This window comes from Mycobacterium sp. MAC_080597_8934 (assembly GCF_000523975.1).
Taxonomy (GTDB): domain Bacteria; phylum Actinomycetota; class Actinomycetes; order Mycobacteriales; family Mycobacteriaceae; genus Mycobacterium; species Mycobacterium avium.
Genome location: NZ_JAOS01000028.1, coordinates 120,794 through 144,189 on the forward strand (window position 1 = coordinate 120,794; position 23,396 = coordinate 144,189).

Annotated in this window: 20 protein-coding genes and 1 tRNA gene; 8 read left to right on the forward strand and 13 right to left on the reverse strand. The window is 69.4% G+C overall.

Features of this window, described 5'->3' with window-relative positions; all coding sequences use genetic code 11:
• Positions 1-74: 74 nt before the first annotated feature.
• Both macS and NF20_RS15725 read left to right on the forward strand, forming a co-directional pair.
• A complete protein-coding gene (gene macS, locus NF20_RS15720; protein WP_033711407.1) occupies positions 75-1,235 on the forward strand; it encodes a MacS family sensor histidine kinase in 1,161 nt (386 codons plus the stop codon).
• Positions 1,225-1,890 carry a response regulator gene (locus NF20_RS15725; RefSeq protein WP_011725884.1) on the forward strand — a complete coding sequence of 222 codons (666 nt, stop codon included), beginning with the start codon at positions 1,225-1,227 and terminating at the stop codon, positions 1,888-1,890. Before macS ends, NF20_RS15725 begins: the two co-directional genes overlap by 11 nt.
• Here NF20_RS15725 and NF20_RS15730 read toward each other — a convergent pair.
• The 3 genes from NF20_RS15730 to NF20_RS15740 form a co-directional block, all read right to left on the reverse strand.
• The gene (locus NF20_RS15730; RefSeq protein WP_023870702.1) at positions 1,854-3,188 is read right to left on the reverse strand and encodes an acyltransferase family protein; all 1,335 of its coding nucleotides are present in this window, start codon (positions 3,186-3,188) and stop codon (positions 1,854-1,856) included. The genes NF20_RS15725 and NF20_RS15730 overlap by 37 nt on opposite strands.
• Positions 3,189-3,318: 130 nt before the next feature.
• Positions 3,319-3,609 (reverse strand): YiaA/YiaB family inner membrane protein, encoded by a 291-nt coding sequence (locus NF20_RS15735; RefSeq protein WP_031343675.1) that lies wholly within the window; start codon positions 3,607-3,609, stop codon positions 3,319-3,321.
• 45 nt (positions 3,610-3,654) lie between these two features.
• Positions 3,655-4,938, reverse strand: a complete 1,284-nt coding sequence (locus NF20_RS15740) for a hypothetical protein (RefSeq protein WP_033711405.1) — start codon at positions 4,936-4,938, stop codon at positions 3,655-3,657.
• 93 nt (positions 4,939-5,031) lie between these two features.
• On the opposite strand from NF20_RS15740, the gene NF20_RS15745 reads away from it, so the two are divergent.
• Positions 5,032-6,087 carry a hypothetical protein gene (locus NF20_RS15745; protein ID WP_033711404.1) on the forward strand — a complete coding sequence of 352 codons (1,056 nt, stop codon included), beginning with the start codon at positions 5,032-5,034 and terminating at the stop codon, positions 6,085-6,087.
• Positions 6,088-6,133: 46 nt separating this feature from the next.
• Here NF20_RS15745 and NF20_RS15750 read toward each other — a convergent pair whose 3' ends face one another.
• The 6 genes from NF20_RS15750 to NF20_RS15775 all read right to left on the reverse strand — a co-directional run bounded on the left by NF20_RS15750 (position 6,134) and on the right by NF20_RS15775 (position 15,071).
• A complete protein-coding gene (locus tag NF20_RS15750) occupies positions 6,134-7,312 on the reverse strand; it encodes a cation:proton antiporter (RefSeq protein ID WP_033711403.1) in 1,179 nt (392 codons plus the stop codon).
• Positions 7,313-7,359: 47 nt separating this feature from the next.
• Positions 7,360-8,442, reverse strand: coding sequence for a PDR/VanB family oxidoreductase (locus tag NF20_RS15755; protein ID WP_011725889.1), 1,083 nt, complete (start codon positions 8,440-8,442; stop codon positions 7,360-7,362).
• A gap of 2 nt (positions 8,443-8,444) precedes the next feature.
• Positions 8,445-9,374: an alpha/beta fold hydrolase gene (locus tag NF20_RS15760; RefSeq protein WP_033711402.1), complete on the reverse strand. Its 930-nt coding sequence runs from the start codon at positions 9,372-9,374 to the stop codon at positions 8,445-8,447.
• 2 nt (positions 9,375-9,376) lie between these two features.
• The gene (locus tag NF20_RS15765) at positions 9,377-10,285 is read right to left on the reverse strand and encodes a metal-dependent hydrolase (protein WP_033711401.1); all 909 of its coding nucleotides are present in this window, start codon (positions 10,283-10,285) and stop codon (positions 9,377-9,379) included.
• A gap of 30 nt (positions 10,286-10,315) precedes the next feature.
• Positions 10,316-13,567 carry a thioester reductase domain-containing protein gene (locus NF20_RS15770; protein WP_033711400.1) on the reverse strand — a complete coding sequence of 1,084 codons (3,252 nt, stop codon included), beginning with the start codon at positions 13,565-13,567 and terminating at the stop codon, positions 10,316-10,318.
• A gap of 472 nt (positions 13,568-14,039) precedes the next feature.
• The gene (locus NF20_RS15775; RefSeq protein WP_033711399.1) at positions 14,040-15,071 is read right to left on the reverse strand and encodes a diacylglycerol kinase family protein; all 1,032 of its coding nucleotides are present in this window, start codon (positions 15,069-15,071) and stop codon (positions 14,040-14,042) included.
• Positions 15,072-15,257: 186 nt separating this feature from the next.
• On the opposite strand from NF20_RS15775, the gene NF20_RS15780 reads away from it, so the two are divergent.
• Together NF20_RS15780 and NF20_RS15785 are read left to right on the forward strand one after the other, a co-directional pair.
• Positions 15,258-16,139: an oxidoreductase gene (locus NF20_RS15780; protein ID WP_003874647.1), complete on the forward strand. Its 882-nt coding sequence runs from the start codon at positions 15,258-15,260 to the stop codon at positions 16,137-16,139.
• A gap of 112 nt (positions 16,140-16,251) precedes the next feature.
• On the forward strand, positions 16,252-17,169 hold the full coding sequence (locus NF20_RS15785; protein WP_003874645.1) for a DMT family transporter: 918 nt from the start codon (positions 16,252-16,254) through the stop codon (positions 17,167-17,169).
• A gap of 4 nt (positions 17,170-17,173) precedes the next feature.
• On the opposite strand, the gene NF20_RS15790 is transcribed toward NF20_RS15785, so the two are convergent.
• Both NF20_RS15790 and NF20_RS15795 read right to left on the reverse strand, forming a co-directional pair.
• Positions 17,174-18,478 (reverse strand): MCE family protein, encoded by a 1,305-nt coding sequence (locus tag NF20_RS15790; protein WP_033717359.1) that lies wholly within the window; start codon positions 18,476-18,478, stop codon positions 17,174-17,176.
• A gap of 243 nt (positions 18,479-18,721) precedes the next feature.
• Complete coding sequence (locus tag NF20_RS15795; protein WP_033717347.1) at positions 18,722-20,047, reverse strand: MCE family protein; 1,326 nt, start codon at positions 20,045-20,047, stop codon at positions 18,722-18,724.
• A gap of 234 nt (positions 20,048-20,281) precedes the next feature.
• Between NF20_RS15795 and NF20_RS15800 the strand changes: the two genes are divergently transcribed.
• The 3 genes from NF20_RS15800 to NF20_RS15810 are packed head-to-tail and all read left to right on the forward strand — an operon-like array spanning position 20,282 to position 22,329.
• A complete protein-coding gene (locus tag NF20_RS15800) occupies positions 20,282-21,229 on the forward strand; it encodes a sensor domain-containing diguanylate cyclase (RefSeq protein WP_033711645.1) in 948 nt (315 codons plus the stop codon).
• A gap of 51 nt (positions 21,230-21,280) precedes the next feature.
• Positions 21,281-21,817, forward strand: coding sequence for a hypothetical protein (locus tag NF20_RS15805; protein WP_009978633.1), 537 nt, complete (start codon positions 21,281-21,283; stop codon positions 21,815-21,817).
• 23 nt (positions 21,818-21,840) lie between these two features.
• A complete protein-coding gene (locus tag NF20_RS15810; RefSeq protein ID WP_033711646.1) occupies positions 21,841-22,329 on the forward strand; it encodes a glutathione peroxidase in 489 nt (162 codons plus the stop codon).
• Positions 22,330-22,353: 24 nt separating this feature from the next.
• Here the strand turns inward: NF20_RS15810 and NF20_RS15815 are convergent, their stop codons facing one another.
• Both NF20_RS15815 and NF20_RS15820 read right to left on the reverse strand, forming a co-directional pair.
• Complete coding sequence (locus NF20_RS15815; RefSeq protein WP_009978635.1) at positions 22,354-23,130, reverse strand: RsiV family protein; 777 nt, start codon at positions 23,128-23,130, stop codon at positions 22,354-22,356.
• Positions 23,131-23,318: 188 nt separating this feature from the next.
• Positions 23,319-23,395: transfer RNA gene (locus NF20_RS15820), tRNA-Met, on the reverse strand.
• Position 23,396: the final 1 nt, after the last annotated feature.

The window sequence follows — 23,396 nt, forward strand, 5'->3', positions numbered from 1 at the left end:
GGGCCCGACGGCTCTAGCGGGAGGGACTTTCGGCCGATATCCGTGGCCGGCCCGCCGCCGGCCGATCCGCCCTTATGCTGACCACGATGGCGAATCACGGCCCCGATCCCACCACGCCGCTGTGGCGCGCGGCGCAAGTGTTCCGCCTGCTGAGCTGCCTCTACGCCACCGGCTTCCAGATCGCCATCAACCCGGATCTGCTTCGCCCCGTGTTGGGCTGGGTGCTTTTCGCCGGGCTGATCGGCTGGAGCGCGGCCTGCGCGCTGGCCTATCTGCGGGGCTTCGGCCGCAAGCCGGCGTGGGTGCTGGCCGAGCTGGTGGTCGTCGTCTTGCTGATGTGGTCGAACAACCTCGTCGCGAGCCCGCACTGGGCGTCCGACAACCAGACCTGGCCGACGACGTTGTGGGCCAGCAATCCCACCATCTCGGCCGCCATCCAGTTCGGTCCGGTGGGCGGCATGCTGACGGGCCTGGCGGTGATGACCGCCAATTTCGCCGTCAAGAACTACTTCGCGCTCAACCTCGGGCACAACGCCACCGTCATCATCGAACTGGCGATCGGCATGGCGATCGGGATGGCCGCGCAGACCGCGCGGCGCGCCCACGACGAGCTGCAACGCGCGGCCCGATTGACCGCCGCGGCGCAAGAGCGCGACCGGCTGGCCCGCCAGGTGCACGACGGGGCCATCCAGGTGCTGGCGCTGGTCGCGAAGAAGGGGCACGAAATCGGCGGCGCCACAACCGAACTCGCCGACCTGGCGAGCGAGCAGGAACGCGCGCTGCGGCGCTGGCTGGCGTGTACGGATATCGATCGGGACGCCGACGGCGATACCGTCGACCTGCGCACGCTGCTGCGGCGCCGAGAATCCGATCGGGTGTCGATCAGCCTGCCCGGCACCCCGGTGAGGTTGGGGCGTTGGGCCGCAACCGAACTCGACGCCGCGGTGGGCAACGCGTTGGACAACGTGGCCGCCCACGCCGGCCCGGGGGCGCACGCGTTCGTGCTCGTGGAGGACCTCGGCGATTCCGTGTTGGTCAGTGTCCGCGACGACGGTGTGGGGATCGCCGCCGGCCGGGTCGAGGAAGCGGCGCGCCAGGGGCGCCTGGGCATCTCCCAATCGATCGTGGGACGGTTGGCGTCGCTGGGCGGCACCGCCGAACTGCACAGCGAGCCCGGGGCGGGCACCGAATGGGAGTTGTGCGTGCCGCGCCGGGAGGGACGCGATGACGGATGACGCGACGCCCACGACGGTGATGGTGGTCGACGACCATCCGATCTGGCGTGACGCGGTGGCTCGCGACCTGGCCGAAAGCGGCTTCGCGGTGGTCGCCACCGCCGACGGTGTGGCCACCGCCCAGCGGCGGGCGGGCGTGGTCAGGCCCGATGTGGTGGTGATGGACATGCAGCTGCCCGACGGCGACGGTGCGCAGGCCACCGCCGCGGTGCTGGCGGTCTCGCCCTCGTCGCGGGTGCTGGTGCTGTCGGCCTCCGACGAACGCGACGACGTCCTGCAGGCGGTCAAGGCAGGTGCGGCCGGCTACCTGGTGAAGAGCGCCTCGAAAGCCGAACTGGCGCAGGCGGTGACGGACACCGCCGCCGGGCGGGCCGTGTTCACCCCGAGCCTGGCCGGGCTGGTGCTGGGCGAATACCGGCGCATCGCGCAGAGCAAGGACGACGGCCCCACCCGCCCCCGGCTCACCGACCGCGAGACGGAGGTGTTGCGGTACGTCGCAAAAGGGCTGTCCGCCAAGCAGATCGCCGAGAAGCTCTCGCTGAGCCACCGCACGGTGGAAAACCATGTGCAGGCGACGTTTCGCAAACTGCAGGTCGCCAACCGGGTGGAATTGGCCCGCTACGCCATCGAACACGGCCTCGACGAAGAGCCGTGACCCGCGGGGCCGGCGTGCTGGGCCACGATCCGCGCGGCCACCAGCGCGGCCACCACCACGGCCATGCAGACCAGCCCGTCGTCCTTGAGCCCCCACCTGATCGCGGCGAGCAGCGCGACGCCGGCCACGCACAGCAGGGCACCGACGGCCGCACCCCACCCGCGCGACATCACCGCGGGCGCGCCGTCCCAGCCGGACAGCGGGTTGTTCTCCAGCGGCCGCAGCGCGACGAACAGCACCGCCACGGCGACGACCACCAGGAGCACCTGCGCGACGCTGATGGCGAGGAAGTCCGGCGCGCCCGGAAAGCGCGGGCAGCCGAGGTAATCGAAGGCCAGGTGCACGCCGAGCAGCACCGGCATGTGCCACAGGTACAGGGTCATCGCGCCGGAGTTGCCGATGGCGGTCCACCACCACACCCGCGGCCGCTGCGCCCAGCGCGCGATCGCCGGTGCGGCCGCGATCGCCAACGCGCTCAAGATGATTGCGTGCCCGGCCAGCAGCAGCGACGGCGGGCTGGTGTTGGACAGGTGGTGGTCGCCGGTGCCGACCATGCTGAGCTGATACGGGCCCCAGCGCACCAGGGCGACATCCGCGGCGAAGAAGGCGGCGGCGACGGCCAGCGCGGCACGCCCACCGAGCAGGCCGCGACGGTAGGCCACCCCGAACATGGCCGGAATCAGCCAGACGGCCAGGTTGAGGTAGCCCAGCGGCATCAGCGCCGGCCAGTGCAACCGGATCACGTCGATCAGCGCGATGGCCCCGTAGACCGCCGCCACGCCGGCGGCAAGGCGCCCGGTGGTGGTGATGCGGTACAGCACGGGCATGGCGGCCAGCACCAGGACGTAGGCCCCCAGGAACCACAGCAGCTGTGTACTGACGCCGGCGATCGGCTCGTAGATGTGTTGCGGCAGAGCCTGATACAGCACCGTCAGCGTCACCGCCCAGAACGCCAGATAGTAGAACACCGGGCGGAACAGCCGGGTGCAGCGCCTCATCAACCAGCCTCCCCAGTCGGTGCAGGGTGTCCAGGAGGACACGCAGGCCACCGCGCCGGCGAAGAAGAACAGCGGCATGATCTGCAGCAACCAGGTCATCGCCTGGAACAGCGCCGAGGTGGTGAGCAGGTTGTCCCAGATCAAGACGTGGTCGCGAATGATGCTGGCCGCCATCACGGTATGGCCGAGCACCACGCCGCCCAGGGAGACGATGCGGATGACGTCCAGCACGCGATCGCGGTCGGCCGGTGTGCGCGCGGCCACCTCGGCCGCGTCGGGAAATCTCAGGGGAGTTGTCATGGAAGCGAAATGCCCTTCTGCTGATGCGGATGCGTTGTGGTGGAGCACAAGTCGTGCAATGAGGGAAGCGTCGCCGATGGCGCGGGCGCGGACCTGCGCGGTTCTACGCGTTACGGCGCAGTGGTACTACTCAGTTCGCGGTGTTGAGCGGGTCGTAATCGGCGAGCAGCCGTTCGATGCGGGCCTCGTCGAGTCGTACCCGCACGGTGGCGGCCTCCTGCTGGTCACGGATCACCTTGGCCAGGGTGAACGCGCTCGACACCAGGAACAGGAACGTGACGCCGAGGAACAACCGGGGCCACGGGTCGAGCGGGAGGAAGTAGATCCCGCCGAGCGTGGCCACGAAGCTGATCGCGAACGCGACGGCGGCCTGAACGAAGAAGGCGGCGGTGGTTTTCGGCATGGTGTGGGGAACGGTCATGCCGATAAGCCTGCGGCAGCGCACCGCCCGCGGGGATCCGTAAGACTACTCAGATTTCGCGGTGCCTTCGCGGTGCCGCGCCAGCAGGGGCGCCGCGCCCGCGGCGCCTACCCCGATCGCCGCGGCGGCCGCCGTCGCCACCTGGACCGGGGCGAACTGGGAGTCCACCAGCGGTTTGACCACCGCCACCACCGCCACCGCGGGCATCACCAGCCGCACCCACCAGGCCACCACGCTGTCGCCGGGGATCCGCGAATTAGCCTCTGCGACAAGCACGTACAGCGCCATCAGGAGTAGGGGTGCCGCGCCCAGGATGACCATTCCGATCGAGCGCATGCCGTGCGCCGATACCACGACGGCAACCATCGCGACGAGCCCCATCACCGCCAGTCGCAGACCCGCGTTCGGTGTCGCCCCTCGCATGGCCGCCAGGCCCGCGGCGGCGCGCGTCGCGGCCCATCCGGTGACCAGCGCGGCGGCCACGGCCAACGCGATGCCGGCCGCCGCCATCCACCGCCGGCCCTCGTCGGTGTAGAACTCGGGCACCGCCTCGGCCAGCATCGTGGCGCTCCATCGCCACGGCCCCGCCACACCGCGGTGATCGCCCACCCACAACACGACCGCCGCCGCTGCCACCACCGCGGTGGCCAGCGACATGGACCGTCCCGGCCTGGCGATGCGCGGGGTGCGGACCGTGAGCAGTTCGACGCCGACCATCCCCAGGCCGAAGCCGACGAGCTGGCCGGACAGCGGGCGCGGCGTTGCCGCCGACCCGATGACGACGGGATCGGTGCTGAGCGTGACGAGGGCGGTCACCGCCACCGCGAGGCAGACGTAGAGGAGCAGGCCCGCGAGCACGAGCGGCATCGCCAGTGACGCCACGGCGCGGGTCGACGCCCAACAGGCGGCGGCGCCGACGACGAGCGCCGCGGCCGCGGCGCCGACCGGCAGCCACGACACGATCGCGGCGGGATCGTCGCCGGGCGAAAGCAGCTGCAGCAGCTGCAATCCGAGCGTGGCCGCGAATTGCGCGGCCAGCACCAGGTAGGCGAGCAACTGAACGATGCCCGCGGCCGTCCCCGCTTTCCGGCCCAGCATGGCACCGATCAACTCGGCGGTACTGCGCGCCTGCGGCGCATGGCGACGCAACCGCGCCAGCGCGTAGATCACCGGAATCATCACCGCCGCGCCGAGCAGCGCGCCCAGCCCGTACCACGCCGCGGGCGCGATCACCGCCATGCTCAGCGCGGCGGCCCGCCACGTCCCCAGCACGTACTCCCCCGACCCGGATTCCGGCCGCGCTTGCGCCAGTAGCGATTTCTTCGGCATCGCCTAAGCATGACGCAGCGGCCACGCAATTGATCCCGGAACGCGGCGCGGTTTCGATACTTTTGTAGGTCCAACGGCAGTGAGGGCTCAGATATGACTGACACGGTCAAGGTGTCCGTGGACCGCAGCTCGGTCGCCATGGGCGACGATGTCGAGTCGCACCGCGAATTCTGGGTCTTCCCCGAATCGGCCACCGTCGACGACCTACTGGTCGAGATTTCCTCGCACTTCTTGCCGGGAATCGCCGGACCGGCCGGCTGGCGCGTGTACCTCGGGACTCGTCGCGATGAGCGGCAGGAGATCGGCCTCATCTACACCCGCGACGACCTCAAACAGCAGGACCAAATCTGTCGGTTGTCGGCCGGCAAAACAACGCTGGGTGAGTTGGCCCGACGCACTGGACTACCCGAGCTGGACGTCTTTGCGTCGTACCTCACCTTCGACCGGGCCCGGCCTTTGCCGCTCGACGAGATCACGGGGGGCGCCACTTTCACCGGCTGCCGACCGGACAAACTGGAATCCGAGGCGGCCGCCGACGCCAAGCGGGATTGGGTGATGTTGCGTGAGCTGGACCGGCGCGCCGCCGCCGTCGCCGGCACGCGCCGGGACTGGGTTCGGCGCACCCTGCTGGCCGCTCCCCCGCCGTGGATCGATGTCTTCATCGCACGCAACTTTCACTACCTGACCGAGCTGCACTGCCCGGCCAGCATGGCTCTGGCCGCAAAGTTGTTGGGCGTCAACGAGTCCCCTCCGGAGGACTTCGCGGCCCGGGCCCACGCGGACGTCCGGCCCAACGTCGTGATCCTGGCGATGGTGCTGGCCGCGTTCGAATGGGGAACCGAGCGCGACACGTGGCGCGTCGGCGAAGGACCGTACCGCAAGGCCTATCTCGAGCTGCTCGCCCATTGCGGTTACCGGCTCTCGCCGATCGAGCAGGTCATGGCCGGCCACATCGGCATCGAACAACTCAAACTTTCCGAGGCCGACAGCGCCAGGCTCGACCGCATCCGGCAACTGCGGGACCAGCAACACCAGCTCCGCATGAACCGCTACTACACAAAAACCCTCAGCGAGGAGCAGTACCGGGCCGCCATCGAACCCGTCCATGCCGAGCTTTCCAGTTTGGGAGAGCTCCCCGGGCCGATGTAGGCCATCGAGACCGGCTGCGCTCGAACAGAATCGGTGGCGCCCGCGGTTACTCGGCGGGCTCGCCCGGTTCGGGAGCACCCTGGCGGCGCGCCGCGAGCCCGGCCGCGATCGATGCGGCGGCGATGGTCAGCAGCGCACCGAACATCAGCGCCGAGGCTTCACCCGGGGCCAGCAGGTGCTGCTGGGTGCCGATGGTGGCCGCCGCCACCGGCACCCCGAGCTGCGCGGCCGAGAGCACCGCCAGGGTGAGCGGCTGGCCGAGCAGCCTGCCGGCGCAATGTGCCAGCACCGCACCGCATCCCAGGCCGGCGCCCAGCAGGATCAGCTGCGGGTGCGCCCCCAGCTCCCGCACCTGCAGCGAGGCGCCCAGCCACACGAAGAACAGCGGGCTGAAAAACCCTTCGGTGATGCCGAAGAGCTGACGGGCCAACCGGTGCGGCTCGCCGACCGCGCCGACCACCAGGCCCACCGCGAAGCCCGCCAACATGATCGACACCCGGGTGGCCACCGCCAGCGCCGCCAGCGCGAACAGCACCAGCAGGCTGGTCCGCAATTCCAGCGCGAACCGGTGCTGCTCGGAGTAGGCGTGCAGACGTCTGCGCCAGCCCTTGCGGTCGGCCGCGCGCAGCAACACGAACAGCGCCGCCGCGCAACCCGCCACCGCCAGCGCGCCCAGCGCCGCCGTCGGCGCCCGTCGGATGTCAATCACCAACGGCAGCAACACGATACAGGCGGCATCGGCGATGGCGATCTGCGTGGTCACCGACAGCACCCGCGGTCCGCGCAGCCGCAGCGAATCGATCACCGGCAGCGCCAGCGCCGCCGACGAGGACGCCATCAGCACCGCGTACAGCGCCGCGTGCCCGGTGTCGAACTGCACCGCCAGCGCGACACCCAGCACCGCCGCGATGCCGCCCGCCAGCGCAGCGCGGGCCAGCGCCGCCGGCAACGCCGAGCGCATCAGCCGGGCGCGCAGCGGAACATGGGTGCCCACCACGAACATCACCAACGCGAAGCCGATGTTCGCCAACAGCTGGAACGTCGGGTCGGCGACGTCGACGACACCGAAGCCGGTCCGGCCGATCGCCAGGCCCGCGATCAGCTCACCGATGACCACCGGTATGCGAAATCGCTTCGCCGAAGCCAACAACGGACCGGCGAAACCGACGGCGGTCAGCAGCGCCAGGGTGTGGAAGCCGAATCCCTGCACCCGCTCATTCTGCACGCCGCGCGCAGAACCGGCGGCGCAACACCGGGGCGCGGGCGGATAGATCAGGCGTCGATGACCAGGCGGTCGTTTTTCGCCCGGGAGACGCAGACCAGCATTTCGTCGTCGCCCTCGACGGTGCGCCCGCGCCGATCCACTTGCCCGGCAAGCACCTTCACCTTGCAGGTGCCGCAGAATCCCTGCTGGCAGGAATACGGGGTGGCCGGATCGCGGTCGAGCATGACGTCCAGCGCCGAGCGGTTCCCCGGCACCGTGAGCACCCGCCGCGAGCGGGCCAGCTCCAGCTCGAACGGGACGCCGTCGACCACCGGCGGCGGCCCGAACCGCTCGTAGTGCAGTGGCGCGTCGGCGTGTTCGTCGCGCGCGGTGCGCACCGCTTCCAGCATGGCGGTGGGCCCGCACACGTACACGGCGGTCGCCGGCCCGGCCTCGGCGAGCAGGTCTGCGGCGGTGGGGATTCGGCCGCGCTCGTCGTCGGCCCACACGCTGACCCGCTCGGGCGCCACGGCCACGACCTCGTCCAGCAGCGGCATGTAGTCGCGGCTGCGCCCGGCGTACACGGCGCGCCAATTGATCCCGTGCTGCTGGGCGGTCTGGATCATCGGCAGGATCGGCGTCACCCCGATGCCGCCGATCACGAACAACACGTCACGCTCGTCGGTGACGAGATAGAACGCGTTGCGGGGACCCTCGAACTCGAGGGCGTCGCCCACCCTGAAGGTGTCGTGCATCTCGATCGAGCCGCCACCGCCGTCTTCGATGCGCCGCACCGCGATTCGGTAGTCGGTGCGCCGTCCGGGCGGGCCGCACAGCGAATACTGCCGGCGCCGGCCCGACGGCAACCGGACGTCGATGTGCGCGCCCGGCGTCCAGGACGGCAACAGGCCGCCGTGCGGGTCGGCCAGCGTGAAGGCGACCACGTCGGGTGCGAGCTCCTCGCGCTGGGTGACCACCGCGGTGGTGGTCCGGCGCACCGGAACCACCCGCGCGGGTGTCCACCGCGACGCCGACGCCAGGCCGCCGAACAGCGCACCCACGCCGTATAACGCCGTGTACATCCGGTCGCGTTTGCGGCGGCCGTACAGGTCGGCCGGAATGCTTTCCCAAATCGCTTGTGCCATAGTCATCCTCACGTCTGTCCCGTGTGGTGGCCGCCCGCCGGCCGCGTCGTCAGGTCGACCCAGTCGCCGGTGAGCCGGGCGATGACGTCGGGATGGGAGTTGACCACCCAATGTCCGCCGTCGATCGGGACGACCCGGCTGCCGTCCGGGATGGAGCCGGTGAACCGTTGCAGGGCAGGCGATACGAAGTAGTCCCGGCGGGCGACGAGCACCTGCACCGGAACCGAGGTCTGCGGCAGCCGCGCCGGCGGCGACAGGATCGGTCCCGGCATGTTCGCCCGGTACAGGTTGAGCCCGTTGAGGTAGTCCTCGGTCGACCGGTACCCGGACCCGCGCTGGGCGCCGGCGCCCGAGCCGCCGATACGTTCAACTGCCTCAAAGACTTTCACCGTCGCCCCGGACCGGATCGCCCACTCCGGTGCACCCGGGGCCAAAAAGAACCAGATGTAGGACGACGCCAGGACCTGCTTGACGACGTCGAGGACGCCGCCCGGCGTGCGCGCCGAGCGCAGGAACCGGCCGGCGTAGTTCAGGTGCGGGCCGGAGATCGAGGTGAACGAGGCGATCTTGCCCATCACCGACTCGTCGGTGACCGCCGCCCAGCCCTGGATGGAGCCCCAGTCGTGGGCCAGCAGGTGCACGCTGTCCACGCCGAGTCGGCCGATCACCGCGTCGACGTCGGCGACCAGCTGCTCCAGCCGGTAGCCGGAACGCTCTGGCGGCGTTGACGATTGGCCCGCGCCGCGCACGTCGTAGGCCACCACGTTGAACCGGCGGCGCAGCGCCGCGGCCACCCCGTCCCACACGTGGTGGTTGTCGGGGTAGCCGTGGATGGCCAGGACGGTCGGCCGTGCGGGGTCGATCCCGGTGTAGGTGTGCACCGCCAGTCGCACGCCGTCGGTGGCGGTGACCGTGGTGGAGGCCACTTCGGTGGTCATGGTCAGTGCGCGGCCCGGGCGGCCGGTGAGCGGGCCAGGTAGTCGACGGCGCGCCCCACCCCGCCCAGCTGGGACGGGTGAAAGCCCGGCGTGTAGTACGCGCCGATCACCCGCAGGAACTCGAACGGTCCCGGCACCAGACCGCGGCGCGCCGCCGAGAAGTAGTCACGCCAGCGCGGTTTGCTGCCTGGCGGCAGGTGCGGGTCGACCGAGTACATGAACCGCACGCCGCGGACGAACAGCCACAGCAACGCGGGGGTGACCAGCAGCTGGGTGCGCACCTGCCGCCAGTACCCGGCGCGCAGGTGCTTCATGGTGTCGAAGGCGACCGCCTTGTGCTCGACCTCCTCGGCGCCGTGCCAGCGCAGCAGGTCCAGCATCACCGGATCGGTGCCCAGCGCGTCGTGTTGCGGGGTGTCCAGGATCCATTCGCCGAGGATCGCGGTGTAGTGCTCGAGCGCGGCCACCATCGAGACCCGCTCCAGCAGCCAGCTCTGCCGTCGGCGCGGGCTCCAGCGCGGCCGGTCACCGATGAGTTGGCCGAACAGCCAACGCATTTGGTCGGTGAACGGGGTCACGTCGATGCCCTTGGCCGCGAAGTGCCCGAGCACCCCGGCGTGCGCCTGGGAGTGCATGGCCTCCTGGCTGATGAAGCCCTGCACGTCGCGCCGCAGTTGATCATCCTTGATCAGCGGCAGGGTGTCCTTGAACGCCTCGACGATGAACTCCTCACCGGCCGGCAGCAGCAGGTGCAACACGTTGCAGAAGTGCGTGGTGAAGGGCTCGCCCGGCACGTAGTAGAACGGCAGCGCCGACCAGTCGAAGTCGACGTCGCGGGCCTGCAGGACGATCCGCTCGTGATCGAGGGCGGCGTCGTGCGGGCCGGTTGCCTTGTCGTCGACGGTGAACATCGTCGTCTTCCCTTCCGAGTAGCGCGCCGGTCAGGCGCTGCGTTGCGCCTCGTCCTCCACCTCAGTGATCATCCGCTCGGTGCGCAAGAACCGCACCAGGTGGTCGACCGTTTCGGTCAGCGCCGGCTCCCGCAGCCGCACCGGGACCAGCCCGCGCCGGTGCCGGTACTGGGTGTTGTCGTAGCGCTTGTCGCGCATCGCGGCGATCTTGTCCGCCGAGCGGGTGAGGAAATCGACCAGCGGATACATCTGGTCGTCCGGCGTGCAGCGGCGGTTGAGCTGCTCGGCGAACGAATCGATGTCGTGGTAGTCGAAGCGGTACCCGTACCGCTCGGACAGGATCCGCGTCACGTCGGTGAGGTTGTAGTAGTCGTCGGCGGTCATGTTGAACACGCTGCCCGACTCGTCCGGCAGATCCATCAGCGCGACGATGTGATCGGCGATCAAATCCGCCGGCAGCAGGCTGATCTGGTTGAGCGCGTTGACGGCCAGCCCGTGCTCGATCATGAAGGCGGTCAGCCGCACCAGGATGTCGTCCTGGCTGCCGAAGCCGCTGCGGGTCGGCGAGATCAGCGACGGCCGGTAGATGCGGACGTCGAGTCCCTTCCGCTGCGCGGCCAGCGCCAACTGCTCGGCCACCCACTTGGTCTGCGAGTAGCCGAAGTCCAGGCCCGCCATCTTCTCGTTGGCGTCCCACTCTCCCACCACCGGCTGGGTGCTCCAGCCGTAGATGAAGGTGCTGGAGACCAGGTGGAAGGTCTTGGCGTGGTCGGTCATGGCCAGCCGCAACAACTCTCGGGTGCCCTCCACGTTGGTGGGCCGCAGCGCATCGTAGGTGCGCACGTAGTTGACCAACGCGCCGTTGTGCACGACGGCGTCGACGTCGCGCGCCAGCCGCGCGAAGGCCGGCTCCCCGATGCCCAGCGCGGGCTCGGCGAGATCACCGCAGATCACCCGCACCCGGGCGCGCACCTCGGCTTCCAGCGCCGGTGTCCACAGCTGGGCCTTGCGCAGCGAGGCGACGATGCGGTCCAGCCCGTGCCCGGGGTCGGTGGCCCGGACCAGCGCGTGCACCGTGTAGGGCGTCCGCGCCAACAGGCTGCTCAGCAGGAACGGCCCCAGGAAACCGGTCGCCCCGGTCAGCAGGATGTCGGTGGGCGTGCCCGCGCGGGCGGGCGCCGGGTCGGGCAGCGGCAGCGCCGCGTCGGCGCGCATCTGGGCGGCCTCGTGCGCCTCGTACTCGGCGGAAATCTGATCCAGCGCCCGGCGCAACGCGTCCAGCGGCTGCCCGGAACCCTCGCCGAATTGCCTTATCAGAGAGAAGAATTCGGCCACCGTCAGGCGCTGCAGCAGGCGCGTGTTGACCTCGTCGGCCAACTCCGCCGCGCCGTGCTCGGCCAGCAGGGCCTGCATGTCGTTGCGCAGTTCGGCCAGCGCCAGCGAGTCGATGCCCAGGTCGGCGAACGAGCAGTCCTCGTCGCCGGTCAGGTCGTAGCTCTCGATGAGGTTGGCGAAGCGTTCCAGCGGGCCCGCCCCGGCGGCCGTCTCGTCGTGGCCGCGGGTGGCCGCCGGGTTCACCCAGCTGGAGAACGTGGGCAGGGCGCCGTCCAGCCACAGCTGACGGGTGCTGGCCCGGCGGATCTTGCCCGACGTGGTCTTGGGGATGCTGCGCGGCGGCGCGAACACGATGGTGTGCGGATCGATGTGGCAGTGCCGGCGGATCGCGCGGGCCAACGCCCGGGCGTCCGGCAGGTTGTGCTCGTCGCGCACCTCGGCGACCACCACCAGCGCCTCCTGGTCGTCCTGCTCGACGGACAGCGCGGCGACGCAGCCGCCACGGACCTGCTTGGCCGAGCGCTCGACGACGGCCTCGATGTCGGAGGGGTAGCAGTTGACGCCGCGGACGATGATCAGGTCCTTGCTGCGGCCGCAGACGAACAGCTCGCCCTCGTAGAGGAAGCCTAGGTCGCCGGTGCGCAGATAGCTGTGCTCGTCGTCGCCGGCCAGGCGGGCTTCGAACATCTCGGCGGTGAGCTGCGGGCGGTTCCAGTAGCCGCGGCCCTTGGACGGTCCGGCCAGCCACACCTCGCCGACTCGGCCCTCACCCAGCGCCTGGCGCGTCTGCGGGTCGACCACCCGGACCACGGTTTCGTCGAGGGGCTTGCCGCAGCTGACCAGCGGCACCTGGTTGCTGTTCTCCGGCAGCGCCTTTTCCACCCGCGCGACGTTCTTTTCCAGGCCGCGCTTGTTCACCGTCAGCGTCTGGCGCCCGCGGATGGACACGATCAGGGTGGATTCGGCCATGCCGTAGGCGCCCGTCAGCGCCTCGGGCCGCAGGCCGTACGGGGCGAACCGCTCACGGAACTGGTGGAAGGTGTTGGCGCGCAACGGTTCCGCACCGACGACGATGCATTCCAGGCTGCTCAGGTCGATGCCGGCCAGCTCGGCCGCGGGCACCTTGTCCTCACGCAGGCAGTATTCGAGCGCGAAGTTCGGCACCGGCGTGTGGGTGGCGCGCACGTCGCTGATCAGCCGCAGCCAGGCCGACGGCCGGGCCAAAAAGTCCAGCGGCGACATGGCGTGCGTGGTCCCGCCCTGCAGCAGGATGAACATGTAGGCCGAGATCAGGCCCATGTCGTGGTGCTGCGGCAGCCAGGAGACCAGCACCTCGCTGCCGCCGGTGAAGGCGGAGACGTTGGCGATGACGTTTTCGTGGCTGACGATGACGCCCTTGGGATCGCTGGTGGAGCCCGAGGTGTACTGCAGGAACAGCACGTCGCCGGGGGTGTCGGGCACCGGGGCGCCGCCGAATTCCTGGGCGCCGTCGGTGGCGAACCAGGGCAGCTCCGGCAGGCCGGCGTCGGACCAGGGTTGCCCGCCGTGGCGCTGACCGAGCAGCATCCGGAAGTCGTACTCGAACTGCTTGGTCGACAGCACCGCCCGGGCCTGGCAGTCGCGCGCGATGAAGCCGAGCTTGGCCAGCCCGGACTCGAACGACATCGGCAGCGGCGGGCTGACCGGAACGGCGATCACGCCGATGCGGGCGCAGGCGTACAGGGCCGCCACCATCTCCAGGCCCGGCGGGTAGACCAGCAGCGCACGGTCACCCGCCCGCAGCCCGGCCTCGGTGGACAGGTAGGCGGCCAGCTCGCGGGTGCGCTCGGCGAAGCTGCGGTAGGTGTAGTGCTCGAGTTCGCGGCCGTCGACGTCGACGAACCGGAAGAGGGTTTGCTCGGGCCTGCGCTCTTCCCACAGGTGCAGGTAATCGATCAGCGTCTCCATAGTCGAGCTATCCCCTTTCCAGGCTGGGCTCAGCCGAGTACGACTTGCAATCATGAATATGAAACCAATGTAGTCCCGCCGGCCGGTGCGGAGCAAAGCAGTTGAGGGCCTTAATGGCCATTACACATTGCATTCACAGCTTGAATTGAAGCGCCCGAATTGAATACGCCGATCCTGAGCTACGCCGATACGTACTTCAGTACATACGTGGCGATTTACCAGGAGGAACGGCCCGCCCTGATCCGAGAATACTGATCTGCTGATCTACGAATTCCCGCATTTCATATTCCGGTTCCGGCGCGAATCGATTGCCATGGAGGCGGCGCTTAATAACGAAATCGCAAAGCGGGGAATTGTAAATTCCGACGTGGACTCGGCGGGTCGCCGGCGCCTCCGGGTCCCGCGGCGGGGCGACGGGTGAGCCACCCGGGGCGCCCCTGATCTACTGACCCGGGCGGGTCCGTGAACCTCGTCACGTCGGCGCCACGGCCCGGGCCCGGCCGACGGTGGCCGACCCGACCGGGGCGATGCGGATGCGCGGTCCGGCGCGGGCCACCAGTTGCACGATGCCCAGGAAGCGTTCCCCGTCGATGATCGGCGACAGCGGCTCGTCGAGGGCCTCGATGATCATCTCGTGGCCGGTGACGTCGCGCAGCTCGGCACCGCGCAGCATGCCGTTGGTCAGCGCCAGCGGCAGCTGCACCACGATCTTCGACGGCCGCAGGTCTCCGGCCTGAAAGTGCAGCGCACCGGGTTGGGCCGCCTTGGGGAACAGCCGCAGTGGACCGCCGATGCGCAGGTCGATCGCCCCGGCGTGCAGCAGCCGGTGGGTGCGCGACGGCACCTCGTCGCCGTCGATGACCACCCGGGCGAGCGTCGGGGTGAACAGGATCGAGGCGTAGTTCGGGGTCCTCACCCGGCTCGGGGCGACCTTGGAGGTGATGTAGTCGCCGAAGCTGCGGGCGATCACCCGGGCGACGGCCAGGCGGCCGTGATCGGGGGCGTCGTAGTAGCGGTCGTAGAAGCGGTTGCCGACGCCCCCGGCGGCCAGCCCGAAGCAGAGCCGGTGGAACGCGGCGCCGTCGGCGGTGGCGCCGTCGAGCCGAAGGGTGTCCAGCCGAACCTCGGCCGGCGGCCGATCGGATTCGGCCGCGGCCACCAACGCGCGGATGATCGCCTCGGGGCGTCCGCGCACCCCGGCCTTGCGCGCGACGGCGTTGACGCTGCCGCCGTTGGTCGGCACGAACGCCGGCCAGCTGTCCGGGTCGGCGACGCCGCGCTGGATCTCGTTGATCAGCCAGTGCAGCGCGCCGTCACCGCCGTCGCCCACCAGGTGGGTGACCCGGGGGCCGATCCGGCCGAGGGTGTCCCGGAGTTCCTCGATGGAGGCGGTCTCGTGCACCTCGCCCCACGGGCCGACGATGCGCCGCAACTCGGCGATGCGCGCCGGCGACGCGCCGCGATTCCTCCGCGCTTTCGGATTGACGATGACGCCTAGATACATCCGGCGATCCCCCGCGCGTACCTGACAAAACACCGCCGTTTCGGCGACCGCTCCGGTGGGATGTCGCTGGTCATCCCAGGCACGATACCCGCGCGTACCGCTGGGCGGGCAATGCGTCCGGTGCGCCGCGGGGGCGGCCGTCGGCCCGTCGGCGCCCTGCGCAGGTGCGAAGTTAGGGTGTCTGTCATGCCCGATTGGACCGCAGCGCAACTGCCCTCCTTCGCCGGCCGGACCGTCATCGTCACCGGTGCCAACGCCGGGTTGGGTGAGGTCACCGCGCGCGAGTTGGCGCGGGTCGGCGGCCACGTCATCCTGGCCGTGCGCAACACCGACAAGGGCCGCGCCGCCGCCGACCGGATGGCCGGCGTGGCGACCGGCCGGGTCGAGGTGCGTGAGCTCGACCTGCAGGACCTGGCGTCGGTGCGTCGCTTCGCCGACGGCATCGACACGGTCGACGTCCTGGTCAACAACGCGGGCATCATGGCCACCAAGCACGCGGTGACCGTCGACGGTTTCGAGGGCCAGATCGGCACCAACCACCTCGGCCACTTCGCGCTGACCAACCTGCTGCTGCCCAAGCTGACCGACCGGGTGGTGACGGTGTCGTCGCTGATGCACCACTTCGGCTACATCAGCCTCAAGGACCTGAATTTCCGGTCGCGGCCGTACTCGGCATGGCTGGCCTACAGCCAGTCGAAGCTGGCCAACCTGCTGTTCACCAGCGAGTTACAGCGGCGTCTGGACGCCGTGCCGTCGTCGCTGCGCGCCCTGGCCGCTCACCCGGGCTGGTCGCACACCAACCTGCAGGGGAACTCGGGCCGCAAACTGGGCGATGCGGCCGTCCTCGCGGTCGACCGCATCGTGTCCACCGACGCGGACTTCGGTGCCCGCCAGACGTTGTACGCCGTCTCGCAGGATTTGCCGGGCGACACTTTCGTCGGCCCGCGGTTCGGGCTGTACGGGCGGACCCAGCCGACGTGGCGGAATTGGCCGGCCAAGCGGGCCGGGACCGCCGCCGCGCTGTGGGAGCTGTCCGAGGAACTGACCGGGACCAAGTTTCCGCTCTGACCCGGATTTGCGGCGTGGGCGCGCGGCCGGGCCGCCGTCGCCGCGCCGGCCGCCCGGGGCGGTGACTAAATTGGTACTGAGCGCAACCCCGCGGGGGGTAGGAGGTTATGCCATGTCGGACGCGAATCTGGCCGCCGTCCTTGCCCTGTGCGCGGCACTGGCGTCCGCGGTCGGCAACGTGGTCCGGCAGCGGTCGGCGCAGGAGGTCACCGACAAACCGGTGGGCCATCTGGCGTTGTTCGGCATGTTGCTGCGCGACACCCGTTGGTGGCTGGGCGGTTTGGGCGACATCGGCAGTTATGTGTTGCTTGCCGCGGCCCTGGACCGGGGTTCGGTGCTGCTGGTGATGTCGCTGCAGGTGACGGCGCTGCTGTTCGCGCTGCCGATCTATGCGCGGATGACGCATCACCCGATCACCGGGCGGGAGTGGGCATGGGCGCTGTTGCTGGCCGTGGCGCTGGCGGTGCTGATCGCCGTCGGCGACCCGACCGGCGGTCAGCAGCGGGCGCCGCTGCAGACCTGGCTCGTGGTGGCGGCGGTGATCGGGCCGCTGTTGGTGCTGGGTTTGCTGGGCGCCCGCGTCTGGGCGGACCGGCCGGTGGCGGCGCTGCTGCTGGCGGCGGTGGCCGGGTCGTTGCTGGCGATGTTCGCGGTGCTGATGAAGGGTGTCGTCGACATCCTGGAGCACAATCCCGGCCAGTTGTGGCGCAGCTTCGAGTTGTATGCGCTGGTGTTCTGCGGGGTGGCCGGGATGATCTATCACCAGTCGGCCTATCGGGCCGGCGCGCTCACCGCGTCGCTGCCGACGATCATCGTGGCCAAGCCGGTGGTGGGCGGCATCCTCGGGATCATCGTGCTGCGCGAGACCCTGGTGGCCGGCGGCTGGGAGTGGGTGGTCCTGGCGGTGACGGCGGTGGTGGTGATCGTGGCGACGGTGGGCCTGGCCCGCGGTGAGGCCGCGTCCATGTCGGCCGGCGCCGGGCGGGACGTGCGGCCGACCGACCGGCCCAAGGCGGCCTCCCAGGCCTGACGGCCTACGGGTTGATGGTGTTGTCGCCGACCTGGCGGCCCCACACGTACTCGAGCGCATAGGGCGATCCGGTGTCCAGGTGGTTGTAGGGCGCGATGCTGTTGCCGGTGTCCATGATCAGCTCGGGCGCCGGCCACAGGTCCCGGGTGATCTTCTGCCAGCAGCCCGGCGCGCCGCCCGGCCCGCCGCGGGCGTTCACCCGGGGCAGATTCTCGGGATAGATGTAGGGGTTGGGCGCGCCGCCGACCACGCCGACGATCCCGCCCACCATTGAGGCGATGACGGGCACCGCGGACACCGGGTTCGCGATGAGGCCCAGCCCGGAGAGCGCCTCGGTGTTCATGTTGAGTGAGTAGCCGTTGAAACCACCCTCGGCCGCGCCGGTGGCGGGCAGCGCGTCGTGTTCGTTGCGCATCAGGCAGTAGATCTCGGGGCTGTAGGTGTCCAGCAGTTGAGCGGTGGGGATCAGGTCTTGGGCGCCGCGCGCCAGATACGGCCCGCCCTTGGTGAACAGCTCGGCGCCGGTGTTGCCGAATCCAGCCGCCGACAACAGCGCCCGGTCCAGATCCTTCTGCTGGGCGTTGATCGTCCGCGAGGTGATCACCGCATTGTTGAGGAAGTCGAACAGGTCCGGCGACGCGTCCGCATAGGTGTCGCCCAGCGCCGTCAACCCCTGAATGTCCTTGCGCGCCTGCGGCATTCGTGGGTTCACGTCATCGAGCAACGCATTCGCGTTGACCACCGACTGGCCGAACTTCTCACCCAGACCCGACAACGACTGCGCCGCCGCGCTCAACGTCAGATTCAGCTTGACCGGATCCACCTTCTCCGCGATCGAGGTGATCGTCTGAAACAAGGTGTTGATCTCGGTGGTCACCGAGCGGGCGTCAATCACCGTGTGCGGGGTGATCTTCTGCGGCGACGGGTTGGCCGGCGTCGTCAGCGACACGTACTTGCCGCCGAACACCGTCGTCGCCTTGATATCGGCATTCACGTTCGACGGGATCAGCTTGAGATACCGCGGATACACCTCCAAGGTGAACCTCGCCGCCGGCTTGCCGTCGCGCACCGTCTCCGAAATCGAACCCACCCGCCCGATCTCGACCCCGTTGTAGGTCACCTTCGACCCCGGATCCATCACCAGCCCCGCCCGCGACGCCAACATCGTCAACTCGGTCTTGGGGGTGAAGCCTCCGCGGAATTGGATGTACACCAGGGTGAAGATCACCGCGAGCACCACGACCGTGATGAAGGTGAGCAGCTTGTAGGGCGGGACGCGTGGGTCGTTGATCTGGACAGGTGAACCCACCGTCGCCACCACCGCCCCTCACGTCGGTGCCGCGGCCTTGCGGCGCTGCGGCAGCTCAGTCCCCCGACTCAACGCCTCTCACCAGGGGCTCTGTACACACATGCAATAACGAAGACCAGTGCAATGTACCGCGCTGGCATGGCACAGACAAAGCAACCGCGCACCGAGCCGGCGGGTCCGCGCGGATCGCCCGGAACGTGAGCGAATGCGTTTCTGCGGCAAGCCTTTTCGCGCACGCGTTGGTCAGGGGTTGATGGTGTTGTCGCCGACCTGGCGGCCCCACACGTACTCGTTGGCGTACGGCGATCCGGTTTCCAGGTGGTTGTACGGCGCGAGGCTGTTGCCGGTGTCCATCACCAGCTCGGGCGCCGGCCACAGGTCCCGGGTGATCTTCTGCCAGCAGCCCGGCGCGCCGCCCGGCCCGCCGCGGGCGTTCACCCGGGGCAGATTCTCGGGATAGATGTAGGGGTTGGGCGCGCCGCCGACCACGCCGGCGATCCCGCCCACCAGCGAGGCCAACACGGGAATGGTCGCGACGGGGTTGAGCAGCAGCCCCAGCCCGGAGGTGACCTCGGTGTTCATGTTCAGTGAGTAGCCGTTGAACCCGCCCTCGGAGGCCCCGGTGATCGGCACGATGTCGTGGTAGTTGTGCAGGGTGCAGTAGATCTCGGGGCTGTAGGTGTCCAGAAGTTGGGCGGTGGGGATCAGGTCTTGGGCGCCGCGCGCCAGATACGGCCCGCCCTTGGTGAACAGCTCGGCGCCGGTGTTGCCGAACCCGGCCGCCGACAACAGCGCCTGGTCCAGATCCTTCTGCTGGGCGTTGATCGTGCGCGAGGTGATCACCGCATTGTTGAGGAAGTCGAACAGGTCCGGCGAGGCGTCCGCATAGGTGTCCCCCAGCGCCGTCAACCCCTGAATGTCCTTGCGCGCCTGCGGCATTCGTGGGTTCACGTCATCGAGCAAAGCATTCGCGTTGACCACCGACTGGCCGAACTTCTCACCCAGACCCGACAACGACTGCGCCGCCGCGCTCAACGTCAGATTCAGCTTGACCGGATCCACCTTCTCCGCGATCGAGGTGATCGTCTGAAACAAGGTGTTGATCTCGGTGGTCACCGAGCGGGCGTCAATCACCGTGTGCGGGGTGATCTTCTGCGGCGACGGGTTGGCCGGCGTCGTCAGCGACACGTACTTGCCGCCGAACACCGTCGTCGCCTTGATATCGGCATTCACGTTCGACGGGATCAGCTTGAGATACCGCGGATACACCTCCAAGGTGAACCTCGCCGCCGGCTTGCCGTCGCGCACCGTCTCCGAAATCGAACCCACCCGCCCGATCTCGACCCCGTTGTAGGTCACCTTCGACCCCGGATCCATCACCAACCCGGCCCGCGACGCCAACATCGTCAGCTGGGTCTTCTCGGTGAAGGCGCCGCGGAACTGGCCGTAGATCAGCGCCAGAATCAGCGCCAGCACCAGCAGCACGGCGACGGCGAGCAACTTGTACGGCGGGATGCGCTGGGAATTGATCTGAACAAGTGAATCGCTATTCGAGTCTCTCGACCTCACCGCCGCCGCCCCTTGTGCTCGCTTTGCGCGCCCATTTCCCGCGTTGTAGGCAACCTCACCTCTGGTTCAGACCTCTGAAATGTACCGCGACGGCCGCACACATGCGAACCGGTGTTCGCACTGCCGGTGGACCGTGTCGGCCGGCGGGAGGCGATGCCGACGCCGCGGCCTGTCGGGCACGGATTCTCGTCATCGCCACCACCATCGGGCACCCACTCACCTTATTCTTGGCGAATGTCCGGCCGTCTCGCGTCCCAGCCCTCGGCGGGGCGCTGGCATGCGATCGGCCTGATCGCATTCCTGTGGCTGGTCGGCATCTACTCGGTCAAGGCGCGCTTGGGCGGTGCGGGCGACCCGCGGGTGTACGGGCTGCTGGGCGGCGCGGCGCTGGCGGCGGTGGCCGCCGCATTGGTCGGCCGGCTGCGCGGCCGGCAGGAGAGCCGGGTGTTGCTGGCCGGATGGCCGGTGGCCTCGCTGCTGCTCACCACCGTGGTCGGTGCCGTCGACCCGGCGGTCACCCGCGACTTTCCCGGCACCATCACGATCACGTTCGCCTACATCGGCCTCACCTGCCCGCGCTGGCGTTCGCTGGCCTTCGTCCCCCTCGGCGTGGCGGCCTTCGTGGTGGGCGGCGCCAAGGCGCTGCCGGACGGGTCGACCAGCGTGCTGCTGGCGGCGGCAATGTGGGTCATCGTCGCCGAGGTGCCGGCCTGGCTGATCGCCCGGCTCGAAGAGCAGAGCGCGCTGCTGCGCAAGGTGGCCCACACCGACGCGCTGACTCAACTGTTGGACCGCAGCACGCTCGGGCCCCGTCTCTCGGCGCACGCCAGCCAGTCGGCCGTCGTCGTCATCGATCTCGATAACTTCAAGCGCTACAACGACACTCACGGCCACAGCGCCGGCGATGAACTTTTGGTGGCGTTCGCCGACGCGCTGCGCTGGTCGGTCGGCGCCGACGACGCCGTGTTCCGGATCGGCGGCGACGAGTTCCTCATCATGCTCGTCGGCGCCGATCGCGAGCAGGCGGAGCGGGTGCTCGACCGCCTCCGCGGCCGCTGGGCTGAGCTCGGCGAGCCGGTCGGCTTCAGCGCCGGGATCGCCGCCGGCGCGCAGGATCTGATGCGCCTGGCCGACGAGCACATGTACGCCAACAAGCGTTCCCGCGATCTGTCGGCCGACTGAGCCGCGGCTAGGCTCGGTACAGGCCTCGATAAGGACCCGGAAAGGTACGCGATGCTGACAGCGTTCGGATTCGAATCCCTGGGTGTGGTGGTCGGCGACATGTATTTCATCGACCCCGATCCGCTGGAAGGTCAGGAGACTCCGGAACGGGGCGTCAGGCTGGAACTGCGGCTGGTGGACCGCGACGAGCCGCAGGGTTCGATCTACGCCGGCGTCCCGATCACCTTCGGCCGCCCGGTGTGGCGGGTCGACCTGTTCGGCTCCACCGAGAGCCCGCCCGGGACGCTGGACCGGGCCCATCACCATCCGCGTTTCAACGGCTGGGAACCCAGCCGCCGCCACTTCGTTCCCGAGCTCTCGGCCGACCCGCTGTCCTGGCTGGCGGGGCAGCTCGCCGACCCGGCCGCGGTGCTGGCCCGGGCCGGCGTCGACCCCGACGAGGTCAGCCGGGCCGACCAGTCGGGGCTGGCGGCCGCGGCCCCCGAGATCGTCGCCGCGGTGAAACGGTTGCTGGACGGCGTGCGGGACGGGACGTTGGCGCCGGCACCGGAAAAACCGGTTGCCGCCGCCCGCACCGGCTGGCTGTAGCGCGTTGCGTTAGCGTCGTCGGCGTGACTGTGAAAAACATCCCGCTGACCACACTCGACGGCCGGCCCACCGCGCTGGCCGAATTGTCCGACGGCGCAACGCTGGTCGTCAACGTCGCCTCCAAATGCGGACTTACTCCGCAATACACGGCCCTGGAGAAACTGGCCGAGGACTACGCCGCGCGAGGCCTGACCGTCGTGGGGGTCCCGTGCAACCAGTTCATGGGTCAGGAGCCCGGCACGCCCGAGGAGATCCGGGAGTTCTGCTCGACCAACTACGGTGTGACGTTCCCGCTGCTGGCCAAGACCGACGTCAACGGCGACGACCGGCACCCGCTGTACGCCGAGCTGACCAAGGCCGCCGACGCCGACGGCCAGGCCGGGGACATCCAGTGGAACTTCGAGAAGTTCCTCATCTCCCCCGACGGTGAGGTGGTTCGCCGCTTCCGGCCCCGCACCGAACCCGACGCGCCCGAGGTGATCAGCGCCATCGAGGCCGTGCTGCCCCGCTAGCGCGGCGTTCGGCCGGTGCGCCCGCTAGGCGAGCATCGGGTCGATCGCGGAACGCGGCACCAGGACCTGAGGGGCGCCCGCCGAGTCGGGCAGCAGACGACCCTGGTCGAAGAAGAAGATCACGCCGTCGTTGGTGATGGCGAAACTCTGATAGTTCGCCGGGTCGTAGGCGGCGGCCGACGCGACGGTCACCGGCGGTGCCGTGGGCGTGGGGCTCGCCGGCTGGTTGGCCGGCGGTGCCGGCTGGTTCGGGTTCGCCGGGGGTGCGGTCTGCTTCTGCAGCTCGCTCTGCACGATCGGCGCGACGGTCGCCAGCGGGTCGTCGACGCGCCACAGCGGCGTGTTCTTCTTGTCGTCCGCCGCCGCGGTCCACACGATCTCCTTGCGATACGCCTGGTCCCAGTTGAACGACTTGTAGGTCGTGTGCGGGCCGGCGCCGGTGTTCTGGACGACCTTGAGCACCACCGCCTCGGTGCCGCGCGGCGGTATCGCCGACCCGTACTTCGCCGATGTGATGGTCAGCTGGTAGGGCTGATCGCGGGGTGCGGAGGATTTGGCGGCGTTGAGGAAATCGTCGCGCTGCTTGCTGATGAAGTCGGCCACCGGCTGCTCATCGGGGTAGTTGGCCGGGAAGCTGATGTCGACGTTGTAGCCGGGGTCGGCCATCTGGATCTGGCACGTCTGGCCGGTGTTGGCGCCCTTGAGGTCGGCGCAGTAGTCCTTCGGCGCGGCGGCGGCGGCACCGGCAGGGCCGACGAGAACGAGGGCCGCGGCGAACGCTGCCACGCTGAAACTGCGCATGTTGGATCCCTCCCCGAGAACTCACGCTACCGATGCGACGGAATTGAGCTAAAGATAAGCCATCGCGCCGCCGGCCCTGCTTGCCGGACTTCCCGCACGGGCCCGTTGGCCAACGGGCCGCAGGGCAGCACCGGTTGACAAGCGGCATGGAAACGGCCCCCGGAGCTTCCTCCGGGGGCCGTTTCACCTGGTAGCGGGGACAGGATTCGAACCTGCGACCTCTGGGTTATGAGCCCAGCGAGCTACCGAGCTGCTCCACCCCGCGT